At 29.2% G+C, this 24,468-nt stretch carries 19 protein-coding genes and 1 tRNA gene; 11 read left to right on the top strand and 9 right to left on the bottom strand.

Annotation, left to right across the window (positions count from 1 at the left end; translation table 11 throughout):
* From V3V28_RS03765 to V3V28_RS03745, 5 genes are read left to right on the top strand one after another with little or no spacing between them, the layout of a single operon-like run.
* On the top strand, window positions 1-1,011 hold the full coding sequence (locus tag V3V28_RS03765; protein WP_331363688.1) for a 4-hydroxyproline epimerase: 1,011 nt from the start codon (window positions 1-3) through the stop codon (window positions 1,009-1,011).
* 3 nt (window positions 1,012-1,014) lie between these two features.
* Window positions 1,015-1,275 (top strand): DUF3781 domain-containing protein, encoded by a 261-nt coding sequence (locus tag V3V28_RS03760; protein ID WP_331363687.1) that lies wholly within the window; start codon window positions 1,015-1,017, stop codon window positions 1,273-1,275.
* Window positions 1,276-1,285: 10 nt separating this feature from the next.
* Window positions 1,286-2,533, top strand: a complete 1,248-nt coding sequence (locus tag V3V28_RS03755; protein WP_331363686.1) for an NAD(P)/FAD-dependent oxidoreductase — start codon at window positions 1,286-1,288, stop codon at window positions 2,531-2,533.
* A 20-nt stretch (window positions 2,534-2,553) separates the two neighbouring features.
* Complete coding sequence (locus tag V3V28_RS03750; RefSeq protein WP_331363685.1) at window positions 2,554-3,102, top strand: 5-formyltetrahydrofolate cyclo-ligase; 549 nt, start codon at window positions 2,554-2,556, stop codon at window positions 3,100-3,102.
* A 13-nt stretch (window positions 3,103-3,115) separates the two neighbouring features.
* Complete coding sequence (locus V3V28_RS03745) at window positions 3,116-4,327, top strand: M24 family metallopeptidase (protein ID WP_331363684.1); 1,212 nt, start codon at window positions 3,116-3,118, stop codon at window positions 4,325-4,327.
* A gap of 44 nt (window positions 4,328-4,371) precedes the next feature.
* Here the strand turns inward: V3V28_RS03745 and V3V28_RS03740 are convergent, their stop codons facing one another.
* From V3V28_RS03740 to V3V28_RS03730, 3 genes are read right to left on the bottom strand one after another with little or no spacing between them, the layout of a single operon-like run.
* Window positions 4,372-4,803, bottom strand: a complete 432-nt coding sequence (locus V3V28_RS03740) for a YybH family protein (protein ID WP_331363683.1) — start codon at window positions 4,801-4,803, stop codon at window positions 4,372-4,374.
* 1 nt (window position 4,804) lies between these two features.
* The gene (locus V3V28_RS03735; protein ID WP_331363682.1) at window positions 4,805-7,840 is read right to left on the bottom strand and encodes an aminotransferase class III-fold pyridoxal phosphate-dependent enzyme; all 3,036 of its coding nucleotides are present in this window, start codon (window positions 7,838-7,840) and stop codon (window positions 4,805-4,807) included.
* A complete protein-coding gene (locus V3V28_RS03730) occupies window positions 7,841-9,826 on the bottom strand; it encodes an MGH1-like glycoside hydrolase domain-containing protein (protein ID WP_331363681.1) in 1,986 nt (661 codons plus the stop codon).
* 134 nt (window positions 9,827-9,960) lie between these two features.
* On the opposite strand from V3V28_RS03730, the gene ade reads away from it, so the two are divergent.
* Together ade and V3V28_RS03720 are read left to right on the top strand one after the other, a co-directional pair.
* Window positions 9,961-11,583, top strand: a complete 1,623-nt coding sequence (gene ade, locus V3V28_RS03725; RefSeq protein ID WP_331363680.1) for an adenine deaminase — start codon at window positions 9,961-9,963, stop codon at window positions 11,581-11,583.
* A gap of 154 nt (window positions 11,584-11,737) precedes the next feature.
* A complete protein-coding gene (locus V3V28_RS03720) occupies window positions 11,738-12,337 on the top strand; it encodes a PhnA domain-containing protein (RefSeq protein WP_331363679.1) in 600 nt (199 codons plus the stop codon).
* Window positions 12,338-12,473: 136 nt separating this feature from the next.
* On the opposite strand, the gene V3V28_RS03715 is transcribed toward V3V28_RS03720, so the two are convergent.
* From V3V28_RS03715 to V3V28_RS03705, 3 genes are all read right to left on the bottom strand, one after another.
* Entirely contained in the window at window positions 12,474-13,574 is a 1,101-nt protein-coding gene (locus V3V28_RS03715) for a DUF4407 domain-containing protein (RefSeq protein ID WP_331363678.1), read from the bottom strand.
* A gap of 103 nt (window positions 13,575-13,677) precedes the next feature.
* Complete coding sequence (locus tag V3V28_RS03710) at window positions 13,678-15,111, bottom strand: M56 family metallopeptidase (protein WP_331363677.1); 1,434 nt, start codon at window positions 15,109-15,111, stop codon at window positions 13,678-13,680.
* On the bottom strand, window positions 15,108-15,479 hold the full coding sequence (locus V3V28_RS03705) for a BlaI/MecI/CopY family transcriptional regulator (protein ID WP_331363676.1): 372 nt from the start codon (window positions 15,477-15,479) through the stop codon (window positions 15,108-15,110). Before V3V28_RS03705 ends, V3V28_RS03710 begins: the two co-directional genes overlap by 4 nt.
* Before the next feature lie 109 nt (window positions 15,480-15,588).
* On the opposite strand from V3V28_RS03705, the gene V3V28_RS03700 reads away from it, so the two are divergent.
* A complete protein-coding gene (locus V3V28_RS03700) occupies window positions 15,589-16,224 on the top strand; it encodes a peptidylprolyl isomerase (protein ID WP_331363675.1) in 636 nt (211 codons plus the stop codon).
* 4 nt (window positions 16,225-16,228) lie between these two features.
* Here the strand turns inward: V3V28_RS03700 and V3V28_RS03695 are convergent, their stop codons facing one another.
* The 3 genes from V3V28_RS03695 to V3V28_RS03685 are packed head-to-tail and all read right to left on the bottom strand — an operon-like array spanning window position 16,229 to window position 21,622.
* Window positions 16,229-17,881 carry a M1 family metallopeptidase gene (locus V3V28_RS03695; RefSeq protein WP_331363674.1) on the bottom strand — a complete coding sequence of 551 codons (1,653 nt, stop codon included), beginning with the start codon at window positions 17,879-17,881 and terminating at the stop codon, window positions 16,229-16,231.
* A gap of 12 nt (window positions 17,882-17,893) precedes the next feature.
* On the bottom strand, window positions 17,894-20,221 hold the full coding sequence (locus V3V28_RS03690) for a S9 family peptidase (protein ID WP_331363673.1): 2,328 nt from the start codon (window positions 20,219-20,221) through the stop codon (window positions 17,894-17,896).
* A gap of 12 nt (window positions 20,222-20,233) precedes the next feature.
* The gene (locus V3V28_RS03685) at window positions 20,234-21,622 is read right to left on the bottom strand and encodes a dipeptidase (RefSeq protein ID WP_331363672.1); all 1,389 of its coding nucleotides are present in this window, start codon (window positions 21,620-21,622) and stop codon (window positions 20,234-20,236) included.
* Between the two features lie 127 nt (window positions 21,623-21,749).
* Between V3V28_RS03685 and V3V28_RS03680 the strand changes: the two genes are divergently transcribed.
* The 3 genes from V3V28_RS03680 to V3V28_RS03670 all read left to right on the top strand — a co-directional run bounded on the left by V3V28_RS03680 (window position 21,750) and on the right by V3V28_RS03670 (window position 24,385).
* A tRNA-Leu gene (locus V3V28_RS03680) sits at window positions 21,750-21,831 on the top strand.
* A gap of 617 nt (window positions 21,832-22,448) precedes the next feature.
* The gene (locus V3V28_RS03675) at window positions 22,449-23,156 is read left to right on the top strand and encodes a helix-turn-helix domain-containing protein (RefSeq protein WP_331363671.1); all 708 of its coding nucleotides are present in this window, start codon (window positions 22,449-22,451) and stop codon (window positions 23,154-23,156) included.
* 104 nt (window positions 23,157-23,260) lie between these two features.
* Window positions 23,261-24,385 carry a helix-turn-helix domain-containing protein gene (locus tag V3V28_RS03670; protein WP_331363670.1) on the top strand — a complete coding sequence of 375 codons (1,125 nt, stop codon included), beginning with the start codon at window positions 23,261-23,263 and terminating at the stop codon, window positions 24,383-24,385.
* Window positions 24,386-24,468 lie beyond the last annotated feature (83 nt).

Here is a 24,468-nt window from a genome sequence, read left to right as displayed (position 1 = left end):
ATGAGTGAACACACTTTTGTTTGTATTGATGCGCACACTTGTGGAAACCCTGTAAGAGTGATTAAAAGTGGAGGCCCAAAATTGGTTGGGAAAACTATGAGTGAAAAACGACTCCATTTTTTAAAAGAATTCGATTGGATTCGTAAAGGTTTAATGTTTGAACCTCGAGGTCATGATATGATGAGTGGTAGTATTTTGTATCCTCCTCATAATCCTGAAAATGATTTTGCCATTTTATTTATAGAAACTTCTGGGTGTTTACCAATGTGTGGTCATGGTACAATTGGTACCATTACAATTGCCATTGAAGAAGGATTGATTACGCCAAAAGTTCCAGGAAAAATAAAAATGGAAGCTCCTGCTGGTTTGGTAGAAATTGAATATCAACAAATAAATAATAAAGTAGATTGGGTTAAATTAACCAATGTTAAAAGTTATTTAGCTGCCCAAGATCTAACTATCTATTGTCCAGAATTGGGTGAAATTACTTTTGATGTTTCTTACGGTGGAAATTATTACGCAATTGTAGATCCGCAGAAAAACTTTAGTGGAATTCAAGATTTTACAGCTTCTAAAATTATTCAATTTTCACAAGTTGTTAGGGAAAGAATCAATAAGAAATACCCTAATTTATTTATTCATCCAGAAAATGAATCTATAAAAGATGTAACTCATATGTTGTGGACAGGAACACCATTAGATAAAGAATCAGATGGAAGAAATGCAGTTTTTTATGGTGATAAAGCAATTGATAGAAGTCCTTGTGGAACAGGAACTTCAGCAAGATTAGCACAATTATACGCAAAAGGAAAATTAAAAGTTGGACAAGAGTTTATTCACGAAAGTTTTATTGGAAGTAAATTTGTGGGTTGTGTGGAAAAAGAAACTACTTTAGATGGACAAAAAGCAATTATACCAAGTGTAAAAGGTTGGGCAAAAGTTTTTGGACACAATACAATTACTATTGATACTGAAGATGACCCTTATGCGTTTGGTTTTCAAGTGATTTAATTTATGATTCTAAAAAAGAAAGAAATTTTACAAAAGCATTGTTATACAGCACTTGTTTATCAAAGAATAAATAAAAAATTAGATACAAATTTTTCAAATAATGAAAGTGAAGTACTTATTAAAAAAGTACTAACGGAAACAGATGTAGCTCAATTTGAAAAAATTGGTAAGAATTTTTATATTTCAAACAAAGAACACAATATAAAAATAACTGTAAATTCAAATACATTTAGAATTATAACTGTAGATCGATTAGAGAAATAATTAAAGTAAAATGGCAAAAAGTGTAATTATTATTGGCGGTGGAATTATTGGTTTATGTTCTGCATATTATCTTCAAAAAGAAGGTCATAAAGTAACAGTTATTGATAAATCTGACTTTACATCTGGAGCATCGTATGTAAATGCGGGTTATATAACTCCAAGTCATATTATCTCTTTAGCAGCTCCAGGAATGATAAATAAAGGAATAAAATGGATGTTTAATTCAGAAAGTCCTTTTTATGTAAAACCAAGATTTGATGTAGATTTTTTAAAATGGACTTGGTTATTTAAAAAGGCATCTACAAAACAAAAAGTTGAAAGTTCTATTAAGGTAATTAAAGATATTAATTTGTTAAGTAGAGATTTGTATGAAGATATGAAATCATCTAAAGACTTCGATTTTTTTTACCAACACAAAGGATTATTAATGTGTTATCAAACAGACAAAGCTGGTGAAGAAGAATGGAATGTTGGTCAACGTGCGATAAAAGAAGGGTTAAAAGTTGAAAACTTAACAAAAGAACAAGTCAATAAATTAGAACCTAATGCAGGTTTAAATATTAAAGGCGCTGTATATTATCATTCTGATGCACACATGACTCCAAACGAATTTATGTATCAAATGAAGACTTATTTAAAAAAGAATGGAGTAAGTATTTTAAGTAATGAAGAGGTTTTAGAAATTGTTGTTTCTAATGATAAAGTAACAGAAATAAAAACGAATAATCTTCAAATTAAATCTGATGAGTTTGTAATTGCTACAGGTTCTTGGACGCAACAATTGGTAAAAAAACTAAATACCAAAATTCCTATTCAAGCAGGAAAAGGGTATCGAATTAATGTAGCAAAAGAAACAGGAATTAAAATTCCTTCAATCTTAATAGAAACAAAAGTTGCAGTAACACCAATGAATGGTTTTACGCGTTTTGCTGGTACAATGGAGGTTGATAAAATCAACCATAAGATAAACCCAGTTCGTGTAAATGCGATTGCAAAAGCTGCAGAAAAATATTATAATGGATTAAAAATAGCCCAGTCAGATATTGATAATGCTGCCTGTGGTTTAAGACCTTGTTCACCAGATGGATTGCCATATATTGGACGTTTATCAAAAATAAAGAATGTAACAGTTGCAACAGGTCATGCAATGATGGGTTGGAGTTTAGGTCCTGCAACTGGTAAATTAATTTCAGAAATTGTTTCTGATAAAAAAACGAGTTTAAATTTAAGTCCGTTTCATGTAGAACGTTATTCTTAAAACTAATTATCTTTGAGATAATGAATAAAGCAGTACTTCGAAGATTATACAAACAAAAGCGAAAAAATTTATCAACGATTGAAGTTGAAAACCTTCAAGGAAATATATATCAACAAGTCTTTGAATTCAATTTTTCTACAACAAATACAATTCACATTTTTTTATCAATTGAAAGATTGTTAGAGATTAATACAAATCCTATTATTGACTTTTTATTATTAAAAAACAAGAGGATTGTAGTTAGTGTAAGTGATTTTTCTACAAATACATTAAAACATTTTTTGTTTGATAGAAAAACAAAACTGAAAGTAAGTTCTTTTGGAATTCCAGAACCGGTAAACGGAATAAAAATAGATCCTAAAGAAATAGATTTAGTATTTGTTCCGCTGTTAATTTCTGATGAAAAAAAATTTAGAGTTGGTTATGGAAAAGGTTTCTATGATCGATTTCTTGCTGAATGTAGAACAGACGTAAAAACGATTGGATTAAACTTTTTTAAACCAATTAAAGAAATAACAGATTTAAATATTTATGATGTTGCGTTAAGTGATATTATGTATGCTCACTAAAAGATAGTAAAATATGAAAGGAATAGGAGGTTCAACCATAAAAGCAGAATTAGAAGCAATAAAACCAATAGCACATTTAGTAAAACCGATACAAAAAGAAGAGTTTCAGCAAAGGATTGAAAAGGCTTGTCAATTAATGCAAGAACAAAATGTACCTGCTTTGTATTTACATTCTGGTACAAATTTATTTTACTTTACTGGTATGAAATGGAATGCTAGCGAACGAATGGTTGGTGCTTTGTTGTTTCCAAATGGAAAGCTAATATATATTGCTCCTGAATTTGAAAAAGGCACTATTTTCGATTTTATGCTAATTGAAGGAAGTGTTCATGGTTGGGAAGAACATGAATCTCCTTATGAATTATTTGTCAACTTGTTAAAAGTAAATAACGTAGAATCTGGAACTATTTCTATGGATGAAGCAACCCCATTTTTTGTTATTGACGGAATTAGGAATTGTCAAAATTCATGTAAATTAGTAAATTCAAAACCAATTACGGCTGGTTGCAGAATGATTAAATCTGATACTGAAATTGAAATCATGCAACATGCAATGAACATTACATTAGAAGTTCATAAAGCAGCAGCAAGAATATTACGAGTAGGAATTTCAGCAAAAGAAGTCACAGATTTTATTCATGATGCACATGTAAAATATGGAGTTCCATCAGGATCTTATTTCTGTATTGTACTGTTTGGTGTAGATTCTTCTTTTCCTCACGGAGTTAAATCGCCAAAAGATTTAGAAGAAAACGAAATGGTTTTAATAGATACAGGTTGTATGCTACATGACTATATTTCTGACATCACAAGAACTTTTGTTTTTGGAAAAGCAAATGAAGAACAAACGCGTATTTGGAACATTGAAAAAGAAACGCAACAAGCAGCTTTTGATGCAGCGCAATTAGGAAATACATGTGCAGATGTTGATAATGCATCTAGAGTTGTGCTAGAATCTCATGGTTTAGGACCAGATTATAAATTACCAGGTTTACCACATAGAACTGGTCATGGAATTGGTTTAGGAATTCATGAATGGCCTTACATTGTTAGAAACGATAAAACCGTTTTAACAACAGGAATGACTTTTAGTAATGAACCAATGATTTGTGTTCCAGACAAATTTGGAATTCGACTAGAAGATCATATTTACATGACGAATGATGGTCCAAAATGGTTTACAAAGCCAATGTATTCGATTGATAATCCATTTGATATTTCATAAATATTGATAATAAAAATCAACTCATTTGAGTTGATTTTTTATACTTAAGAAGAAGTATCTGCAACAATTTTCCATTCACCATCAATCTTTTTAAAGATAATCATAAAAATACCATTTGCATCACCAACTTTTCTAGTTAAATGATATTCTCCCATAATATAGTATGATGCCTTTTCTATTCTAGTAATGTCATTGATTTTAAATTTTAATTTTCCAGAATGATCTGGAGTTGGATACCCTTTTTTATAATTGGCTAAAGTTTTTTCCCAACCATAAGTTATTCCATTACTTCCATAAAATTTTAAAGAATCAGATTTCCAGTAACCTTGCATAAAACCTTCTAAATCATGTTTGGACCACGCTTTTTGTTGGGTCTCCAAAATTGATAAGATATCTTTTTTATCTTGTTTCTCTGTTGATGTTAAGCAAGATGAAAGTAGTAAAATAATTCCAAAAAGAAATAGTAAGTTTTTCATGTTAGTTGTTTTGTGATTTAATGAAATCTTCTTTTAATATTTTTTTTAGATAAAAGAGTACTTCTTTTGCATTTTCTTTTGTAAATACCATTGGAGGTTTAATTTTTAACACATTGTAATCTGGGCCATCGGTACTCATTAAAATTCCATAATCTTTCATCCTATTTGCTAAATAATTGGTTTGTTCTGCTAAAGGATTTAAATCTGAATCTACCAATTCAATTCCTAGAAATAATCCTTGTCCTCGAACATCACCAATTATAGAGAATTCTTTAGAAAGTTTATTTAATTCAGATTTTAAAAACGTACCAACCTCCAAAGCATTTTTTTGTAATTTATCTCGTTTCACAGTTCTTATAACTTCGGTTGCAATTGCACAAGAAACAGGGTTTCCACCAAAGGTGTTAAAGTATTCCATTCCGTTTGCAAAAGCATCGGCAACTTTTTGTGTGCAAGCAACTGCTGCAATTGGGTGTCCATTTCCTAATGGTTTTCCAATAGTTACTATATCAGGAACTACATTGTGTAATTGAAAGCCCCAAAAGGTTTTTCCCATTCTTCCACAACCAGTTTGTACTTCATCAGAAATACAAATTCCTCCAGCTTTTCTTACTAATTCGTAAGATTTTGATAAAAACCCTTCGGGTAATTCTATTTGTCCGCCACAAGAAATAATTGGTTCAATAATAAATCCACCAACATTTCTTTCCTTTTTCTGTATATTATCAATACATTTTTCAACTTCATCTAAATATTCATTAACCGAGTTTTTGCCTCTGTATTTTCCTCTAAAAGTATCTGGTAGGGGAAATATTTGTGTGTGTTCTGGTGTTCCATTTCCACCTTTTCCATCAAATTTATAGGATGAAATATCAACACACATATTTGTATTTCCGTGATAACCAACTTCACTTGCAATAATATCTTTTTCTCCAGTAACTGCTTTTACCATTCGTATTGCTAATTCGTTGGCTTCACTTCCTGAATTTACAAAATGCAATACATTTAATTCTGGTGGTAATGTTTCAATTAATTCTTTGGCTAATTCATTAATATTTTCGTGTAAATATCTTGAGTTTGTGTTTATCAACGCCATTTGATTTTGGCCTGCTTTTACCACATTATAATTTTCATGACCAACATGTGCAACATTATTTACAGTGTCTAAATATTTTTGCCCAAACTGATCCATCAAATATTGACCAGCTCCACGAACCATTTTAATTGGTGTTTTATATTGAAGACTTAAGCTTTTTCCTAAATGTTGTTTTCTGTAGTTGATAATATCATCATTTGTAAGAATCGATTTTTCTAACAATGCTTCTGATTTGAAAAGTAAATTTGGATCTGGACAAATACTTTTCCAAACATCAATTTGGTTTAAATATGTAACTCCAGGAAAATCAACCTTATAATCAAATAAAGACAATAGTATTTGAAAATGTAAATGAGGAGCCCAATTTCCGTTTTCAGGATAATTTGCCAATTCAACAATTTTTTCTCCTTTTAAAATGATGTTTCCTACTTTATGTTTTGTTGCGCTTTCTATAGTATTATGACCATATAAAGTGAAGAACTCAAAATCTTCAAAAGTGTGTTTTAAAACGACTAAACCACCATATTCTTTATCTCCTGCATCATTTACGACAATTACAATTTCACCATTAAAAAGAGCATGAATTGGCGTGAGTTCTGGTAGCCAAAAATCTACTCCTAAATGAATACTTCTACTTTCTCTACCTGAATTCCCTATTTTATCATACGCTGTAGAAGTGTATAAAGCTCTTGGTTCTAAATATCCGCCTGCAATAATTTTAGTTGGAACTTCTTTTTGTAATTGATCAATTTTAAACTGAAATAAATCTAAATTATTGAAGTCTTGTTGATGACCAATCCATTTACTAGAAACATTTAAATCTAAATGATGTGCTTCATTTTTATTGATGAATGGAAACAAATCTGATATTAAAAATGAGTTTCTTGAAGTCCAATTTTTAAATTTCTCTTCATTAGGATGTGCAGAAAAACCACAAGCTTCTCTAAATGAATATTCGGCAAAATCTGGATGGATAACTTGCCATTTTTTTAAAACATCCCAAGCAGGTTTTTCGCTTATTAATAAATACTTATTATTTGGTTCTTCAATTTTATTGATAGCAGATTTTGTTACAGAAATAACTAGTCGCATCGCTAATGCATTGTACAAATGTTTTAGTTCATTTTCTTGTAAAGGAAAAGTTGCATGATATCCTTTTATTAAAGGCAAACAAGCATTTAAAACATCATTATGATTCATAATTGCATAGGCACAAGCAATTGCTAAATCATTAATAATTTGCGTGTGAATTGCATCACCATAATCAATTGCAGCTTTTACCGTTGGATTGATAAGTTCTTCTGAAACAATTACATTATTGTCATTTGCATCATTATGTACAACCGATTTTCTTAACAAATCATACGTTGATTTTTTTGATTCAAATTGTTCTTGAAAATAAGTGATTATTTCTTTTTCTTCATTAGAAAATAAATGAATGTGTTCCTTTGTCCAGAGAGATTGAGCAACATCCCAAAAAAATTCTCTTTTAGCTTCTGAATGATTAAAACCTTGTAAAGATTGGGTTAATAAGCCACATTGTTCACCTAAACTATACTTTAAATTATTTAATTGTGGATTTACAGTACTCCAAACTCTACCAGAAACCCATGTTAATAAACGGACTTTCCTTTCTTTTTGAAAGGTGTCTGTAAATGTTGGTGTTGAGGTTCCGTTTTTGTCTTTAATTACTCTTGGAGCAATTAATTCTTGTCCGTTTTTTTCAACATATTGTAATAGTTGTTGCTGAAAATCTAAATAGTTTTCATCTTCATTTGGGCGCGATATTTTTAAAATATATCCCTCTGAATTATCAACTTTAATTCTAAAATTAAAATCAACTTCACCGGGAAGTTTAGACGCAACTCCTTTAATTCTGTATAGAGAAAATATAATTTCTTCTGCTTGATGAGTCGTAATATTTATTTGATTGTAATCCATTTAGTCTTTTTGTAATAACATAATTATATGTGCTGCACTCCAGCTAAAATTTTTTGCATTTAACCCTTTTCCGGTTAGTGGATGATAATTTTCTCTAATAGATTTTCCTTTTTCTAAAATTCCTTCAGCACCTTTTAAAATTTGAACAGTTGCTTTATCTGCATCTTCTTCGAACCCATAATTACGTAAACTTTTTACACCAAAATAGGCTTGGTCTAACCAATTTGGTCCACGCCAATATCCTTTTAAAGGATTGAATTTTTCATGATCTGCGCTCATTGTTTGAAACGGAACTTTGGTAAAGAATTTCTTTGGATTCATCATTTTAACTTTAACAACTTCAGCTTGTTTTTGTGTTGCGGCTTTTGCCCAAAGAGCTGTCCAACCTTCACTTCCTTCACCTTTTATAAAAATTTTTCCATCTAAAGTAGTGTCGTAAAACCAACCACCCTTTTTATCATAAAATTGAGATTGGATTTTAACTTTTAAAACTTCAGCTTCTTTTGTCAGTTTTTTAGCATCGTCATTCTTTTGTAAAGCAGTTGCTAATTTTGCCAAGTATAATTTTTCTGCGTATAAATAAGCATTTAAATCTACAGATTCTTGATCTATTGAATAGGCGTCTTTGCCATTTTTTAAAATTTTAGAATTGTCAAAACGAATTGCATTGTCCATTCCGCTTTCCCATTTTGCAGCAATTAAACTACCATCTGTAGAACCATATTCACACAAACCATCTTTGTCATGATCTCTTTTATTATACCAAAACTCATGATATAATTTTAATTTTGGATACATGTATTTTATAAATTCTAGATCTTTGTCTTTTTCATAAATTTTTGTAACTGCCCAAACAGATAAGGGAGGTTTTGTATCTCTATAATTATGTTTTTCAATTAAGGTATCTCTAAAAACACAATCTACAACAAAACCATCTTCGTTCTGAAACTCGAACATTAATTTTATTTGTTTTTTTGCCAAATCTATCTTATAAAAAGACAATCCAACAGCGTGTTTCCAAGAATCCCAAGACCAAAAACCATTAAACCATTTGTAATGATAACTTGGGAATAACCCTGCGTGTTTGATTTCTCCTGCTGGAATTCGCCAATTGTTTTGTAACGTTAAATGTGCTTTTGCTAAAACTTCTGCATATTTTTCATCTTTAAATTGAGGTTTTCTATTTTCAATTAGTAGCTTTAATTGTGTGTTTTTTTCTGCTTTCCGATAATCTAAAACAGATTGAAAAGTTGAATTTTTAATTGAATTTAATTCATCATTCCAAGAATGTTCTTTAAAAATAAAAGTCTGCGAAATTGTAAATTCTTTAATTTCGTTTGGTTTTAATTCAAGACTAATTTTATCTGAATTATAAGTGCTATCTGTAGAGTTTAAAACAATATTATTCGAAAAAATAATATGACCAACGGCATCTGTTTTAGATGATGTAATAGTTAGCAGATTGTTGTTTGTAGAAAACGATAAACCATCAGCTAATAAATCTTCATTTTTAAAATAATAATTAACTTTTTGTAGTAGATTACTCTTGTTTTTTAAAGTTGATTTAATAATTGCTGTATGTCCAGAAGAGAAAACTAATTGTTGCTTTAGTTCTAAATTTTCTGAATGAAAAGTTTGTTCTAAATGACTGTTGAAACTATTTGTTTTATGAGATATCCAATGATTATTTTCAATCACTAAATTCGTTAATGAAGCACTACTCCAAACTCCGTTTTGCTGTGTCATTAAAAAAGGTCCAGAAAAACCAGTTGTGCTAGAAATAGAATCTGGAAAACTAAATGCAAACCAAGCACCTTGATCAGAAAACATCAATCCAGATTTATCATTTTTTTTTGTAGGAGATGTTTGATAGTTTAAAACGTTCTTGCTAAACTTTAAATAATTTAAACTTGTAGCGTAGTTGTTTTTATTAGTATTACAACCAACCAAGACAATCATTAATATTAAAAATAGTATTTGTTTCAAACCTTTAATTTAATTCACTAAAAATAATGAAATATATAAAGGGTGTGCATTAATTATTTGTTTTTTAATAATATCATATAGAACTTTGATAAAATACTATCAACTATAATTATATTTGTGTAAGATTTATTTTTATGATAGTAAAAGGAAATATAGTTGACATACAGAACAAACGAATTTACAAAGGAGAAATAGAAGTTATAAACGGAAAAATATCTTCTATAAAAGAAGCAACCCATAACCAAGAAAATTTTATTTTACCCGGTTTTATAGATGCTCATATTCACATAGAAAGTTCTATGTTAGTACCTTCTGAATTTGCGAAAATAGCAGTAAAACATGGTACAGTTGCTACAGTTTCTGACCCACATGAAATTGCAAATGTTTTAGGAGTAAAAGGTGTGGAGTTCATGATTGAAAACGGAAAGAAAGTTCCGTTGAAATTCAATTTTGGAGCACCAAGTTGTGTGCCTGCAACTTCTTTTGAAAGTGCTGGAGCAATTATTGATGCTGACGATATTAAGTTGATGATGGAAAATCCTGATATTAAATACCTCGCAGAAATGATGAATTATCCCGGTGTTTTGTTTGATGATGAAGAAGTACTTAAAAAAATTCAACATTCAAAAAATAATAATAAACCAATTGATGGTCACGCTCCAGGTTTACGAGGAGATGATGTTACCAAATATATTTCTGCAGGAATTTCTACCGATCATGAGTGTTTTTCTTATGATGAAGCTTTAGAAAAGTTGCAAAAAGGAATGAAAGTAATTATCAGAGAAGGTTCTGCAGCAAAAAACTTTGAAGCTTTAATAGATTTATTACCAGAACATTTTGAAAACATGATGTTTTGTTCAGATGATAAACATCCAGATGATTTGTTGTTAGGACATATTAATCAATTGTGTGAAAGAGCAGTTGCCAAAGGAGTTGATGTGTTTAAGGTGTTACAAGCCGCTTGTGTAAACCCCGTAAATCATTATAATTTAGATGTTGGACTTTTACAACAAGACGATGATGCAGATTTTATTGTAGTTGATAATTTAAAGAAATTTAATGTTTTAGAAACGTACATAAATGGAGAGTTAGTTGCAAAAGATGGAGAAAGTTTTGTAAAATCTGTTCCTTTTGAAGTTTTGAATAATTTTGATACTGATAAAAAGAAAATATCAGATTTTAGATTTGATTCATCAGTAGAAAAAATTAGAGTCATAGAAGCATTAGATGGCGAATTAGTTACCAACCAAATTGAAGAAAATTCTTTAATTGTTGATGGAAATTTAGTTTCAAACACAGAAACGGATGTTTTAAAAATGACGGTTGTAAATCGTTATAAAAATGACGTCCCAGCAATTGCATTTATCAAGAACTTTGGATTAAAAGAAGGAGCAATTGCAAGTTCTGTTGGGCACGATTCTCATAATATTATTGCAGTTGGAGTTTCTGATGAAGCAATTTGTAAAGCGGTAAACTTAATTATAGAAAATAGAGGCGGAGTTTGTGCTGTAAATAATACAGAAGAAAAAATAGTTTCATTGCCAGTTGCAGGAATTATGTCTGATTTGTCTGCTGAAGAGATAGGGAAGTCTTATGCAGAATTAGATAAAATGGCAAAACAAATGGGAAGTAAATTACGTGCGCCTTATATGAGTTTGTCTTTTATGGCGTTATTGGTAATTCCGTCTTTAAAATTGTCTGATAAAGGTTTGTTTGATGGAACTTCTTTTAAATTTACTTCTTTAGAAATTAAATAGATTTTTTAGTAAAAACAAAAAATAAGCAAACAGGTTTAGCCCTGATTGAACGATTTGTTTGAGCTCTTTTTGAAGTATGAAAAAAAGCGAGTAGTGAAAGCAGGAAATAGCTTCAAATAAAAATGTACTTTAGCCATCATAATAAAATAAAAAAATGAGTTTACAACAAGATTTAGAAAGTAGAAGTGGAAATCAATGCGAATTATGTACTTCAAAAGAGGGTTTAGCAATTTATGAAATAAAACCAACATCTACAGTTGGTGGTAGTGGAGTTGACGGAAGTTTACTTGCTTGTGAAACTTGTGTAACTCAAATTGATAGTGCAGAAGATACCGAAGCAAATCATTGGCGTTGTTTAAATGATTCTATGTGGAGTGAACATAGAGCTGTAAAAGTAGTTGCTTGGCGTATGTTATCTCGTTTAAGAAACGAAGGTTGGCCAAAAGATTTATTAGACATGATGTATTTAGAAGATGACGATTTACGTTTTGCAAAAGAATCTGGAGATCATTTAGATGACAGTGAAAAGATAATTCACAGAGATGCAAATGGTGCTATTTTACAAGCAGGAGATTCTGTAGTTTTAATTAAAGATTTAAAAGTAAAAGGTTCTAGTTTGGTTGCCAAACAAGGAACAGCAGTTCGAAGAATTTCTTTGGATCATGAAAATGCTAAGCATATTGAAGGTAAAGTTGGACCAACGCAAATTGTAATTATTACAGATTTCGTTAAGAAAATGCCAGAAAAGGAGTAAGAAGCCCTTTTTGTCTTTCAGACATTTTCCCCGAAGGGGAAAAGTGAGCAACAAACTCTTTTAATATAGTTATCATTTTTTTGATACAATTATCTTAAGAGTGTTTCCCTCCTTTGGAGGGATTAAGGAAGGCTTATTACAACATTTTTTGTTGTTTTTTATAAAAATAATCGGCTTGTAATTTCATTAAATCGCGAGCCATTTTTTGTTTATAAACATAAAGTTCTTCCTCTTCAGAGATTTCTTTGTATACTTTCTTATTCACAATAATATCTGCTTTCAGCATTTCTTCTCTTTGCTGAACTTGTTGTTTTACCCAAGTTTTTACGGCGCTTTCTTCATCTTCAAGTTTAAAATCATATTCACCTTTTGGTGAAATTAATTTTGCAAATATTGGTGAGGTTTCAATCGCTAAAAACAATAAGAATATAAAGAACGATGGTAACCAAGGTAATTTACCTAACGCATCTATTCTAGCCATTAAACCATCAAAATTTTCGATTATTGGTTGCGTTTTTGTTTCTGTATTTTTCTGATTATCAATTAAATTAGCAATTGCTAGTTCTTTGTTTTTAATTTTTTCAGCATTGTCTTTTTTTAGTTGATTTAATTCAGCCAAAGCAGCATCGTGTTTTTCTCTTTTTTCTTTATAAACAGGCCCTTTTCCTAACAATTTTGTACCTTTTCTACCTTCAGCTTCAGCAATATACGTTTCGTATAAAGCATTAGAATTGGTTTCTTTAGCTGTTATATCTGTTTTTAAAACAGTAATTTCTGAATTTATTTTTGCTATTTCAGGTGTAAACTGTGCAGCAATTTGCGCCTTATTATCTAAAGTCATTTGGTTCTTTTCTGTTAATAAAACTTGATTGATTTCTTTCTCAAACAACTTTAATTCTAAAGGTTTAGAAATAACAATTGCAATAATTACTGCTAAAATAATTCTGGGAGAAGCTTGTAGAAATTCTTTCCACTTTGAGTCTGACTTCTTAATAGTAGAAACTATAAATCTATCTAAATTAAAGATTAATAATCCCCAAAGAAGTCCAAAGAAAATAGAAGCGTACAAATTATCAAAAACTGTAAACAAAGCATAACTCCCAGCAATTGTTGCCATAACAGCTGTAAAAAATACAGTTGCACCAATACCAACATATTTATTTTGTTCTCCATTAGAACAATCTTCAATTAGGTTTTTATCTACTCCAGAACAGGTTATAAAGAATTTTTTAAGCACAGTTTTCTATTTTGTTATACCTGTATAACGTATTTGTAGCGAATTTGTTACATAAAAAACCTCGAAAGTTCGAGGTTTTTTATGTAAGTTATGTTTGTACCTATTATTTTTTACTAATTATATAAACAGACCCAGAACCATCTTTGTTTTTTTTAACATTTACAGATGCAATATTATCAGGACTAATCAAATTCATTTCTTTTTTGCTAATTAGTTTATTGTCTAGATAATATTTTACATTTTTATCCTTTATTTTCGAATCTAAATCTGTTTTAGAAATCCAAACTTTGTAATTACTATTGTTTGTGCTTTCTGAATGAATGCTCAATTTCTTGTTTTTCTTTAATAAAGCAATTGCTTTATCGGAGTTTATTGGTTCTTTTTCGAAATAAAAAGTTGCTCCTTTTTTTGACATTTTAATCACTTCGTCTAAATGATTATTTGGTGGTGGTGGAATAAATTCACCTGTTGTTTTACTTTTTTTGTAGGTTATCTTTTTAGAATTTATTGTTGGCGGCGGCGGTGGTGGAAAAGGTTCTGCATTTTTCTTTTCCGTTTCTGACAGTTTATTGTACAAAAATGTCATTCTTTTAACGTCTTTTAGTTTTATAATATTTTTACTATTCTTATTATATTTTTTCGCCAAAATATTATATTCTTTTAGTGCTTTATTATTAGTATTCTCTTGCGCTTCAATCCTTTCTGCAAAGAGGAAAATAAACCCAATTAATAGCGGAATTACCGCCAGTTTTTTCAACCAAACTTTTGTTTGCGAACTCTCTGTTGTCATCATTTTTAATCTTTTTTTAGTTAATGAATAATTCAAATTACTGGCCAAGTAATATTCGTTGTTCCAAACTGCTTTATTTAATAATAAGTGCTGATATTGGAATGTGTTTTTATGTTGATTGATAACCTTTTCATCGGCTAAAAATTCATGATTCAATTGTATTGCTTTTTTAATGAATATAAATAATGGGTTTATCCAAAAAAGAATCTGAAGCAACTCTATTAATAGTACATCTAGCGTGTGCTTTTCATGAACATGCGTTAATTCATGTGTAAACAACTCTTCTTCTATATTACCTTCTTTAAAGGCTGTTTTATTTATAAAAATTGCATTCCAAAAGGTATGTGGTAGTATTTCATCCTCAACTAAAACTAGTATTGCTTTTTTACGCTTTATTTTTTCATTCAACCTTATTTTTTGAATGATTTTAAATAAATTAATTGCAAATCTAATTAAGAACAAAGCTGAAATTAATAGATAGAATCCTATTAGAAAATCAGAGAAACCAAAAGAATCATTTAGATTATTAACAACATTAGTTTGTGTAAAAGAGGTATTGTTTAAATTTTCATTTGAAGCAATTGTATTTACAGTTATAGTTGTTAATGGAACTAAAAATGAAAATAAAATACTTCCTAAAAGATAAAAACGATTGAAATTGTGCATTTTTTCTTTTTCTAATATAAAGTGATAAAAGAAAAGTAATAAAGCCAAACAACTTGCAGATTTAAGTAAGTATGCTATCATTTTTGTTGTTTTTTAATTTGACTATCTATGACTCTTTTTAAATCTTCTAATTCTTCTGTTGAAAGATTTGTTTCCTTTGTAAAAAACGATGCAAATTGACTCGCAGAATCATTAAAGAAATTTTTAATTAAACCATTTACATGTTTTGAAAAATAATCTGTCTTTTTAATTAATGGAAAGTATTCTCTCGATTTTCCAAATAATTTATAATCTATAAAACCTTTATCAGAAATTCTTTTTAACAAAGTTGCAACGGTTGTTGTTGCAGGTTTTGGTTCCGGAAAATCTTCCAACAAATCTTTTAAAAATGCTTTTTTACGTTTCCATAAATATTGCATTAATTGTTCTTCGGTTTTAGATAATTGCATAATTAGCTTGTTTTTTACTCTACAAACATAGAGTAATGAATTGAATTCTACAAACGTAGAGTTAAAATAATGTTTTTCTTTTCTATCTTCGTTGTTTAATAAATACCAAATGAGAAAATTAGTTTATCTACTTTTAGCTACTTTTTTATTGGGTTGTAGCCCAAAGTTATTCAAAGAAAAATGGACAGAAATTAAAGCTCCAGAAACTTTTAAAGCGCGTTTTGAAACTACGCAAGGGGCTTTTGATATTGAAGCAAAAAGAGAATGGTCTCCTAATGGAGTAGATAGATTGTATCAATTAATTACTAAAAATTATTATAATGATATCTCAATTTTTAGAGTTGTACCAAAATTTGTGGCGCAATTTGGTATTCATAATGATACTTTAATAAATAATAGTTGGGGAAATAGTGGTATAGAAGATGAGCCAGTAACTTTAAAAAACGATGCAATGACACTTGCATTTGCAAGAGATGGTGTTAAAACAAGATCTAACCAAATATTTATAAACTTAAAAGATAATTATCGCCTTGATAAATTAACTTATTCAGGAGTTACAGGTTTTCCTGTAATTGCAAAAGTAATTGCTGGTAAAGAAAATGTTTTAAAATTCTATAGCGGTTATGGCGATAAATTAGGCCGAAAACAAGATTCTGTAACTAAGTTTGGAAATAAATTTCTTCGCGAAAAATATCCGAAAGTAGATTTTATAAAAAAAGCATATATTTTAAAAGAACAACTGTAATTAGCTATTCTATTTCTTTACTGAAAGCATAAAAATTTTCATCGATTTTAAAACGATCTATTCTTGTTGTATGTTTTAAATTTGTCCAGTTTTCTGATGGATGAATGAATTGATTTTCATTATTTACATAGACTTTAATAGGCATGTTAAAATCAGAAACAACGTTTGTCCATTTGTATTTTAATGTATTTTCTACCAACTTATATTCTAAAGTTGGTATTCTAATGTCTCTTAAATATTGATTAAAAAACGGATTCAAATCAAAGCCCGTTTCAATACTTAAAAAATCTTCAATTTGTTTTGTAGTTACTGTTTGGTGATAAAACACACGATTCATTTTTCTTAAAATAGTTCTCCATTTTTCATCATTATTTACCAATTGTCTTAACGTATGTAACATGTTGCCACCTTTATTATACATATCGCTAGAGCCACTTTTATTTACATCGTATTTTCCGATAATTGGTGTTTTATTAGAAATTGATTCCCTAAGGCCAATTACATATTCAGAAGATGCTTTTTTACCATAATAGTAATCTAAAAAAAGGCTTTCAGAATAGTTTGTAAAACTTTCATGAATCCACATATCTGCAATATCTATGTCTGTAATATTGTTTGCAAACCATTCGTGCCCAGATTCATGAATAATTATAAAATCGAACTTCAATCCCCAACCAGTTCCAGATAAATCTCTACCTAAATAACCGTTTTCAAATTGATTACCATAAGTTACAGAACTTTGATGTTCCATCCCTAAATAAGGTACTTCCACCAATTTAAAACCATCTTCGTAAAAAGGGTATGGTCCAAACCAATGCTCAAATGCTTTCATCATTTTTGGTGCATCTGTAAATTGTTTTTTAGCTTTTTCAAGATTGTACTTTAAGACATAATAATCCATATCTAAATCTCCTTTTTCTCCTTTAAATACTTCAGAGAAATGAGTGTAATCTCCAATATTTACATTTACACCATAATTATTAATAGGATTGTTTACAAACCAATTGTAAGTTTTTGTTTCTCCATTGTCTTTTATACTTTCTAATCGTCCATTAGAAACATCCATTAAATGACTTGGTACAGTAACACTAATTCGCATGTTTTCAACCTCATCGTACATGTGATCTTTACAAGGCCACCAAACGCTTGCGCCTAAACCTTGACATGAGGTTGCCACAAAATGATTTCCATTTTCATCTTTTTTCCATGAAAAACCTCCATCCCAAGGAGCTCTAACTGCTTCTTTCGGATTTCCTTCATAATAAACTATTACACTTTCTGAATTTCCAACCTTTTGGGCTTTAATTAATTCTACAAAATGCGCATTTCCATCATGATTTACTTTTAACTCTTGGTCATCTTGGGTAACTTTTAAGATTTTTAATGGACTTTGTAAATCAATTTGTAATGTTTGATATTCTTGTAAAACTGTATATTTAACTGTATTTTTCCCAGATATAAATTTGTTATCAGGATTAACTTCTACATCTAAATGATAATAAGTTAAATCCCACCAAATTCTCTCTGGTGTAATAGAACCTCTAAGTGTATCTTGTTTTGTAAACTCACTTTTATCTTCTAACAGATCATTGGTTTTTTCCTTTTTACAAGAAAAAACGACAATTAGCAGTACCAATATGTAGATGTAATGTTTCATTTTTTTTAAGAATTATTTTAATTTAAAATTTTTTGCTGGTTTTGCATTTAAAAGATGTGTTACAAAATAATCCCAACGTTTACGTGTCATATATTTTGTCATATCTCCGTAACCATGTCTTTTATTTGGAAACAAAATCATATCGAAATCTTTGTTTGCTTTTATCAAAGCTTCAACAACTAACATTGTGTTTGAAGGTGGTACATTATTATCCATTGAACCATGAGTAATTAATAATTTCCCTTTTAAATCCTTTGCAATTAATTGATTTGCTTGATTATCATAATTAGTAGTTCCATCTACTTTTCCTTCTAAATTTCCTTCAACCAAAAGACCTTGCCATTTTTCTCCCCAATCTGCTTCATAATTTCTATTATCATGATTTCCTGCTCCAGAAACAGCAACATCATAAAATTCAGGATATGCAAAAACAGCTCTAGTAGAAGCAAAGCCACCACCAGAATGCCCCCAAATACCAACTTTTTCAATATCCATTCCTTTGTATTTTTGAGCTAATTGTTTGATAGCAGTAATATTATCTGGCAAACCATTATCACCCATATTTCCATAATAAGCATCATGAAAAGATTTTGATCGCATTGGAGTTCCCATTGCATCTACAGCAACAACTACAAAACCTAATTCTGCTGCAGTTTGAAAATCTCTCCATACTGGTCTAAAACGATAATTACCAACACTACCAGATTGTGGGCCAGGATAAATATAATTTAAAACAGGGTATTTTTTACTTTCATCATAATGACTAGGTAAGAACATTAATCCATATAAATCTGTTTTTTCATCTCTAGCTTTTACAGAAAACTCAATTGGTTCTTGCCAATTATTTGCTTTCAATTCAGAAATATCTGCAGTTTCTAAATCCATTATTTTTTCTCCTTTTTCATTTCTTAAAACCGAAATTGGAGGATTTGTTATTGTTGAATATATATCTACAAATGTCGAATAATCATCTGAAAAAGTAACAGAATGTGTTCCTTTACTTGGAGTTAAGTTAATGTTCTTTGAACCATCAAAATTTACTTTATAAAAATAATTATGATATGGATTTCCTGCTTCTTTTCCACCACCTGTAAAATAGATTTGTCTATTCTTTTCATCAATGCTTTTAATTTGTTTTACTAACCAATCTCCAGATGTAATTTTATTTTTCAACTTTTTAGTTTCTAGATCATACAAATAAATATGTCCCCAATTTGTTTTTTCTGAATACCAAATAAACTCATTAGAATCAAATAAAACTTTCCAGTTTTCAACATTTACTCCAGATTCATAATAGGTAGCAACTTCTTCTTTATGAATAGAAGCTACGTTACCAGTTTTAGCATCAGCAATTTGTAAATGAGCAACTTTATGATCTCTAGAACCAGAAACAAAAGCAAATTTTGTACCTTCTTTATTCCATTGTGCATCTAATAGAATACCGCCTCTACCAGCTATATGATCTGTAGTAGAACCTCTTTGAAAGTCTTTGCCCATTTTTAAACGAACCGTTTTTGGTTTATTTCCTAAATGAATAATCACACGTTCAATGGTGAAAATTTTATCATCTCCTGGTAAAGGGTGTTTCCATGCTTCTAATTTTGGATGACCAACATTTGAAGAAGTTAAATACATCATGCCAACACCTCTTGCATCTTGCTGAAAAGTAGCTATTTTATCAGAATTTGGAGACCATTTTACAACAGCACCATCACTTTTAGTCCAACCTGCATTATTGGTTGCATATCCATAATCTTGCTTACCATCAAAAGTGATTTGAGTTTTCTTGTCAGTTTCTAAATTACGAATCCAAAGGTTAAAGTTATCTATGTAAGTTGCTAATTTTCCGTTTGGAGAAACATTTTCATTTCTTGAAGCTTTTTTAAGTTTTGATATTTTTTTAGAAAGTGTATTATTTTCTATGTTATAAGAATATTTTTGCCTGTTTGTTGTGAAATTAAGTGTTTTTAAATCATCAGAAAAAGAAACACTATAGATCGGTAAATCAGAAGATTTTACTTCTTTATCAGTTTCTCTTGATAAAACATTTGATAACTTTTGATGATCAAATGCTTCTTTTTTAGTCTTTGATGCTGTATCAACTAAAATATATTTTTTACCATCTTTGTTTTTGGTTGAGTAGATTAATTTATTGTTGCCAATAAATTTGCTTCCAGCAACTTGATTATGCACTAAACTATATAAACTTCTGTCCATATGTTTTGCAGCAGCTTCATATTCTGCAACTGAAAACTGTTTTTGTTCTTTATTTTTTGAGCAAGAAACAATTAATATAGAAAAACAGGTAAAAGCTATTAATTTAAAGTAATTAGTTTTCATTTGTAAATAGATTTATTTAGATAGTTCAGTAAAATATTTATAAAAATAAGGAATTGTTTCGATACCTTTTAAATAATTCCAAACTCCAAAATGTTCGTTAGGAGAATGAATAGCATCAGAGTCTAAACCAAAGCCCATTAAAATAGTTTTGCTTTTTAAATGCTCTTCAAATAAAGCAACAATAGGGATACTGCCGCCACTTCTTTGTGGAATTGGTGTTTTGCCAAATGAAGTTTCATAGGCTTTACTTGCGGCTTTGTAAGCAATATTATCAATAGGTGTAACATAACCTTGTCCGCCATGATGAGGTGTTACTTTTACAGTTACAGATTTTGGACCAATACTTTCAAAATGATTTTTAAATAATTCGGTGATTACTTTCCAATCTTGATTTGGCACTAAACGCATAGAAATTTTCGCAAAAGCTTTAGAAGCAATTACTGTTTTTGCGCCTTCACCAATATAGCCACCCCAAATTCCGTTTACATCTAAAGTGGGTCTTATTGCATTTCGTTCGTTTGTAGAATATCCTTCTTCACCAAAAACTTCATCAATATCTAATGCTTTTTTATAATTATCTAAAGAAAACGGTGCTTTTGCCATTTCTGCTCTTTCTTCTGTTGACAATTCTTCTACATTATCATAAAAACCAGGAATAGTAATATGATTGTTTTCATCGTGTAAAGAAGCAATCATTTTAGTTAAAATATTAATTGGGTTTGCAACTGCACCACCATATAAACCAGAGTGTAAATCTCTATTTGGGCCTGTAACTTCTACCTCTACATAACTTAGACCACGTAAACCTGTTGTTATTGATGGAATATCATTTGCAATCATTCCTGTATCAGAAATTAAAATTACATCGTTTGCTAATTTTTCTTTATTTCTTGGAACAAACCAAGCTAAACTTTCAGAACCAACTTCTTCTTCACCTTCAATCATAAATTTTACATTACAAGGTAAATTTCCTGTTGAAGTCATGTATTCTAATGCTTTAACGTGCATATACATTTGCCCTTTATCATCACAAGCACCTCTTGCAAAAATTGCGCCTTCTGGATGTTTTTCTGTTTTTTTAATTACTGGTTCAAATGGTGGAGAATTCCAAAGTTCTATTGGATCTGCAGGCTGTACATCATAATGACCATAAACTAAAACAGTCGGTAAATTTTTATCTATTATTTTTTCTCCATAAATAATAGGATAACCTGGTGTTTCGCAAATTTCAACATTATCGCAACCAGCTTTTTTAAGACTTTCAACCACAAAATCTGCGGTTAATAAAACATCTTTTTTATAGGCTTTGTCTGCACTAATAGAAGGTATTTTTAACAATTCTATTAGTTCGTTTAGAAAACGTTGTTTGTTGTCTTTTATATAAGAATTTATTGTATTCATGATGTATAATTTTATTTCTATTCAAAAGTAGAAAAATTATTATGAACAAGTTTGTAGTTTCTACGGAATGTTTATATTTGCATCCCGAAATATTCGGAAAATTTGTAAGTTTACTTGCAAAAACTAGGCAGGCGTGGTGGAATTGGTAGACACGCTAGACTTAGGATCTAGTGCCGCGAGGTGTGAGAGTTCGAGTCTCTCCGCCTGTACTAATAAAAAGCTTCTCATTTTTGAGAAGCTTTTTATATTTTATACATTAAAGGTTGATTAGGTTATCAACTACTTGACTCTATTTTAAATAAGCATCTTTTATTTTTTAATGATTTCAAATATTTTAGCTAATATTGCTTATTAGATTTAAATCATTTAACAAATTATTTTGATAATGTTTAGTGCTATAAACTTCAACTTTTTTAACCTTTTTATAATTAGTGCAAGTATTCATGGTCTAATTTTTGGAATGGTAGTTTTATATTCCAAAAAAATTAACTCTAAACCGAATAAATATTTAGCTTATTATATTCTTTTAGTATCATTAAATAATATTTATTTTTGGTTTTTTGATACTAATATTGTGTTAAACTATAATTGGAAATATTTTTGGTTATTTCCAATTCAATGGGATTTATTAATGTTTCCTGCACTTATTTATTTTGTTTACAATTTTTTAAGTATTAAAACAATACCGAAGTTTTTTTTATACCCCTTTTTTTTAAGCTTTCCTATACTTACTTTTTTCTTTATCGAAAGAATTTATTTTCCAAATTTTATAGATAGTTCTGGATTTTTTTACAAATATTTTAGAATAGTGTCAAGTTTTGTGTCGATGTTATTTTCTGGTATTGCCATTTATCACGCATTTAAAATCATCAATAAGTACAAGAAAAATAATGCTTCTCTAAAAATTGAAACAAAATGGTTAGAAAGACTTTTATTTTTAATGATACTTGTACTATTTCTTTGGATTTCTATATTTACTTATAATTCTCTATTCACAGGGAAAACGAATGAAAGAACTACCACTTATCTTTTATGGATTTCTATGTCACTCTTAACCTATAGAATGGGGTATTTAGGAATTTATCATTTGGGTATTTTTAATCAACGAGAAGCTATTAGAAAAGGGTTAATTAAAGAAGATATTGAAAACAAACAGTCTTTAAATACTTTAAAAGGCGCTCATAATTCTTCAAATCGTTTTACAGAAATCGATGCTTATATCAATAAAAATAAATCTTATTTAGACTCTAATTTAACACTTACTTCTTTAAGTGAAATTTTTAATTTAAGTGAAGGTTATTTATCACAGTTAATAAATACAAATACTGGAATCAACTTTTCTACCTATATCAATCAATTAAGAATAGAAGAATCTAAAATTCTTTTAACAAACCCAGCTTATAAAAACTATACTATTATTGCTGTTGCTTTAGAGTCTGGCTTTAATTCTAAATCTGTTTTTTATGTTGCATTTAAAAAACAAGAAGGAATATCTCCTTCAGAATTTAAGAAAACTGCTAAAAACTTGTCCTAAATATTAAGGTAGTTAAGAAATCAGGACAAATTATAGTCAAGATACAATGCAACTTTTTTTACTTTTGATAAATGTCAAAGAATATACATTTCATCACTTTTTAAATGGAACTCTCACCTAATTACACATTTATAAATACCTTTATTATTGGTGCAACCTCACTTGGTTTTATCTATAGTTTATCTATTCTGTTCTCTTCAAAACACAATTCTAAAACAAATAAATACTTAATTTATACCATTTTATTATTATCCATATATAATTTATACTACTGGTTTATAGACACTAAATTAAATGTTATTTTAGGTTGGAAAAACTACAGAGCTATTTTCTATATTACTTGGGAATTATTAATGTTACCAATGTATTTGTTCTTTGTAGCAACGTATTTAAACAAAAAAGAAGAAATTAAAAACCACTACAAATACCCTTTTTATTTTACTTTTATTGTACATGGTTTTATTCTTATTGGCAGGTTTACAATTAAAGATTTTTTTAAGACTTACAAAACTATTCTTTGTGTTTACGATACTTTTTTAGACTACTTTTCTTTGATTTTTGGAATGTTTATGATTTATAAAATTTTAAAAATAATTTATAATTACGAAAAAGAAAAAAAAGAATACAGCATAAACATTATCTTATCAGAAACCAAATGGTTAAAACAATTACTGTTTTCTACACTTGGTTTTTGCCTACTTTCTTTTAGCATATTATTATACAACTCAATGAATGCTGATAAACCTATTAAAACTGATTTTATCTGGGCAATAATGTCTATCTTTTTATATTGGTTATGTTTTGCAGGAATTTATCATGTTGGTATTTTTAATCAAAGAAAAACGATAAGAAAAAGTTTATCCATAGAAACAAATAAGATTGCAAAAATAAATTGTAACAATCGATTTTCTGAAATAGACGAATACATAAAAAACAACAAATCTTATTTAAACCCCAACTTAACTTTAGCGCATTTAAGTGATGTTTTTGATTTAAGTGAAGGTTATTTATCTCAATTAATAAATACAAATACTAAAGTAAATTTTTCAACATATATCAACAATTTAAGAGTTGAAAAATCAAAATTACTACTTACAAATCCAGCTTATAAAAACTACACAATTATTGCCATTGCTTTAGAATCTGGCTTCAATTCTAAATCTGTTTTTTATAATTCTTTTAAAAAAGGAACAGGTGTTTCTCCCTCTCAATTTAAAAAAATAATTTAAAATTTGTCCTAATTTATAGAGTTTCTTAAGATACAGGATATTCTAAATCTACAGGGATAATATATTTGACCTTGTTCAATTAT

This window comes from Polaribacter sp., from assembly GCF_036480315.1.
GTDB lineage: Bacteria > Bacteroidota > Bacteroidia > Flavobacteriales > Flavobacteriaceae > Polaribacter.
The sequence above is the reverse complement of the archived record's forward strand: the minus strand, read 5'-3'. Positions and strand labels throughout refer to the sequence as shown.

Bases quoted from the DNA above. Each gene is read 5' to 3' on its own strand.
- V3V28_RS03765 (WP_331363688.1), top strand. From the start codon at position 1: ATGAGTGAACACACTTTTGTTTGTATTGATGCGCACACTTGTGGAAAC.
- V3V28_RS03735 (WP_331363682.1), bottom strand. From the start codon at position 7,840: ATGGATTACAATCAAATAAATATTACGACTCATCAAGCAGAAGAAATT.
- V3V28_RS03705 (WP_331363676.1), bottom strand. From the start codon at position 15,479: ATGCAATTATCTAAAACCGAAGAACAATTAATGCAATATTTATGGAAA.
- V3V28_RS03720 (WP_331363679.1), top strand. From the start codon at position 11,738: ATGAGTTTACAACAAGATTTAGAAAGTAGAAGTGGAAATCAATGCGAA.
- V3V28_RS03745 (WP_331363684.1), top strand. From the start codon at position 3,116: ATGAAAGGAATAGGAGGTTCAACCATAAAAGCAGAATTAGAAGCAATA.
- V3V28_RS03740 (WP_331363683.1), bottom strand. From the start codon at position 4,803: ATGAAAAACTTACTATTTCTTTTTGGAATTATTTTACTACTTTCATCT.
- V3V28_RS03690 (WP_331363673.1), bottom strand. From the start codon at position 20,221: ATGAAAACTAATTACTTTAAATTAATAGCTTTTACCTGTTTTTCTATA.
- V3V28_RS03695 (WP_331363674.1), bottom strand. From the start codon at position 17,881: ATGAAACATTACATCTACATATTGGTACTGCTAATTGTCGTTTTTTCT.
- V3V28_RS03685 (WP_331363672.1), bottom strand. From the start codon at position 21,622: ATGAATACAATAAATTCTTATATAAAAGACAACAAACAACGTTTTCTA.
- V3V28_RS03755 (WP_331363686.1), top strand. From the start codon at position 1,286: ATGGCAAAAAGTGTAATTATTATTGGCGGTGGAATTATTGGTTTATGT.
- V3V28_RS03710 (WP_331363677.1), bottom strand. From the start codon at position 15,111: ATGATAGCATACTTACTTAAATCTGCAAGTTGTTTGGCTTTATTACTT.
- V3V28_RS03760 (WP_331363687.1), top strand. From the start codon at position 1,015: ATGATTCTAAAAAAGAAAGAAATTTTACAAAAGCATTGTTATACAGCA.
- V3V28_RS03700 (WP_331363675.1), top strand. From the start codon at position 15,589: ATGAGAAAATTAGTTTATCTACTTTTAGCTACTTTTTTATTGGGTTGT.
- V3V28_RS03675 (WP_331363671.1), top strand. From the start codon at position 22,449: ATGTTATTTTCTGGTATTGCCATTTATCACGCATTTAAAATCATCAAT.
- ade (WP_331363680.1), top strand. From the start codon at position 9,961: ATGATAGTAAAAGGAAATATAGTTGACATACAGAACAAACGAATTTAC.
- V3V28_RS03750 (WP_331363685.1), top strand. From the start codon at position 2,554: ATGAATAAAGCAGTACTTCGAAGATTATACAAACAAAAGCGAAAAAAT.
- V3V28_RS03670 (WP_331363670.1), top strand. From the start codon at position 23,261: ATGGAACTCTCACCTAATTACACATTTATAAATACCTTTATTATTGGT.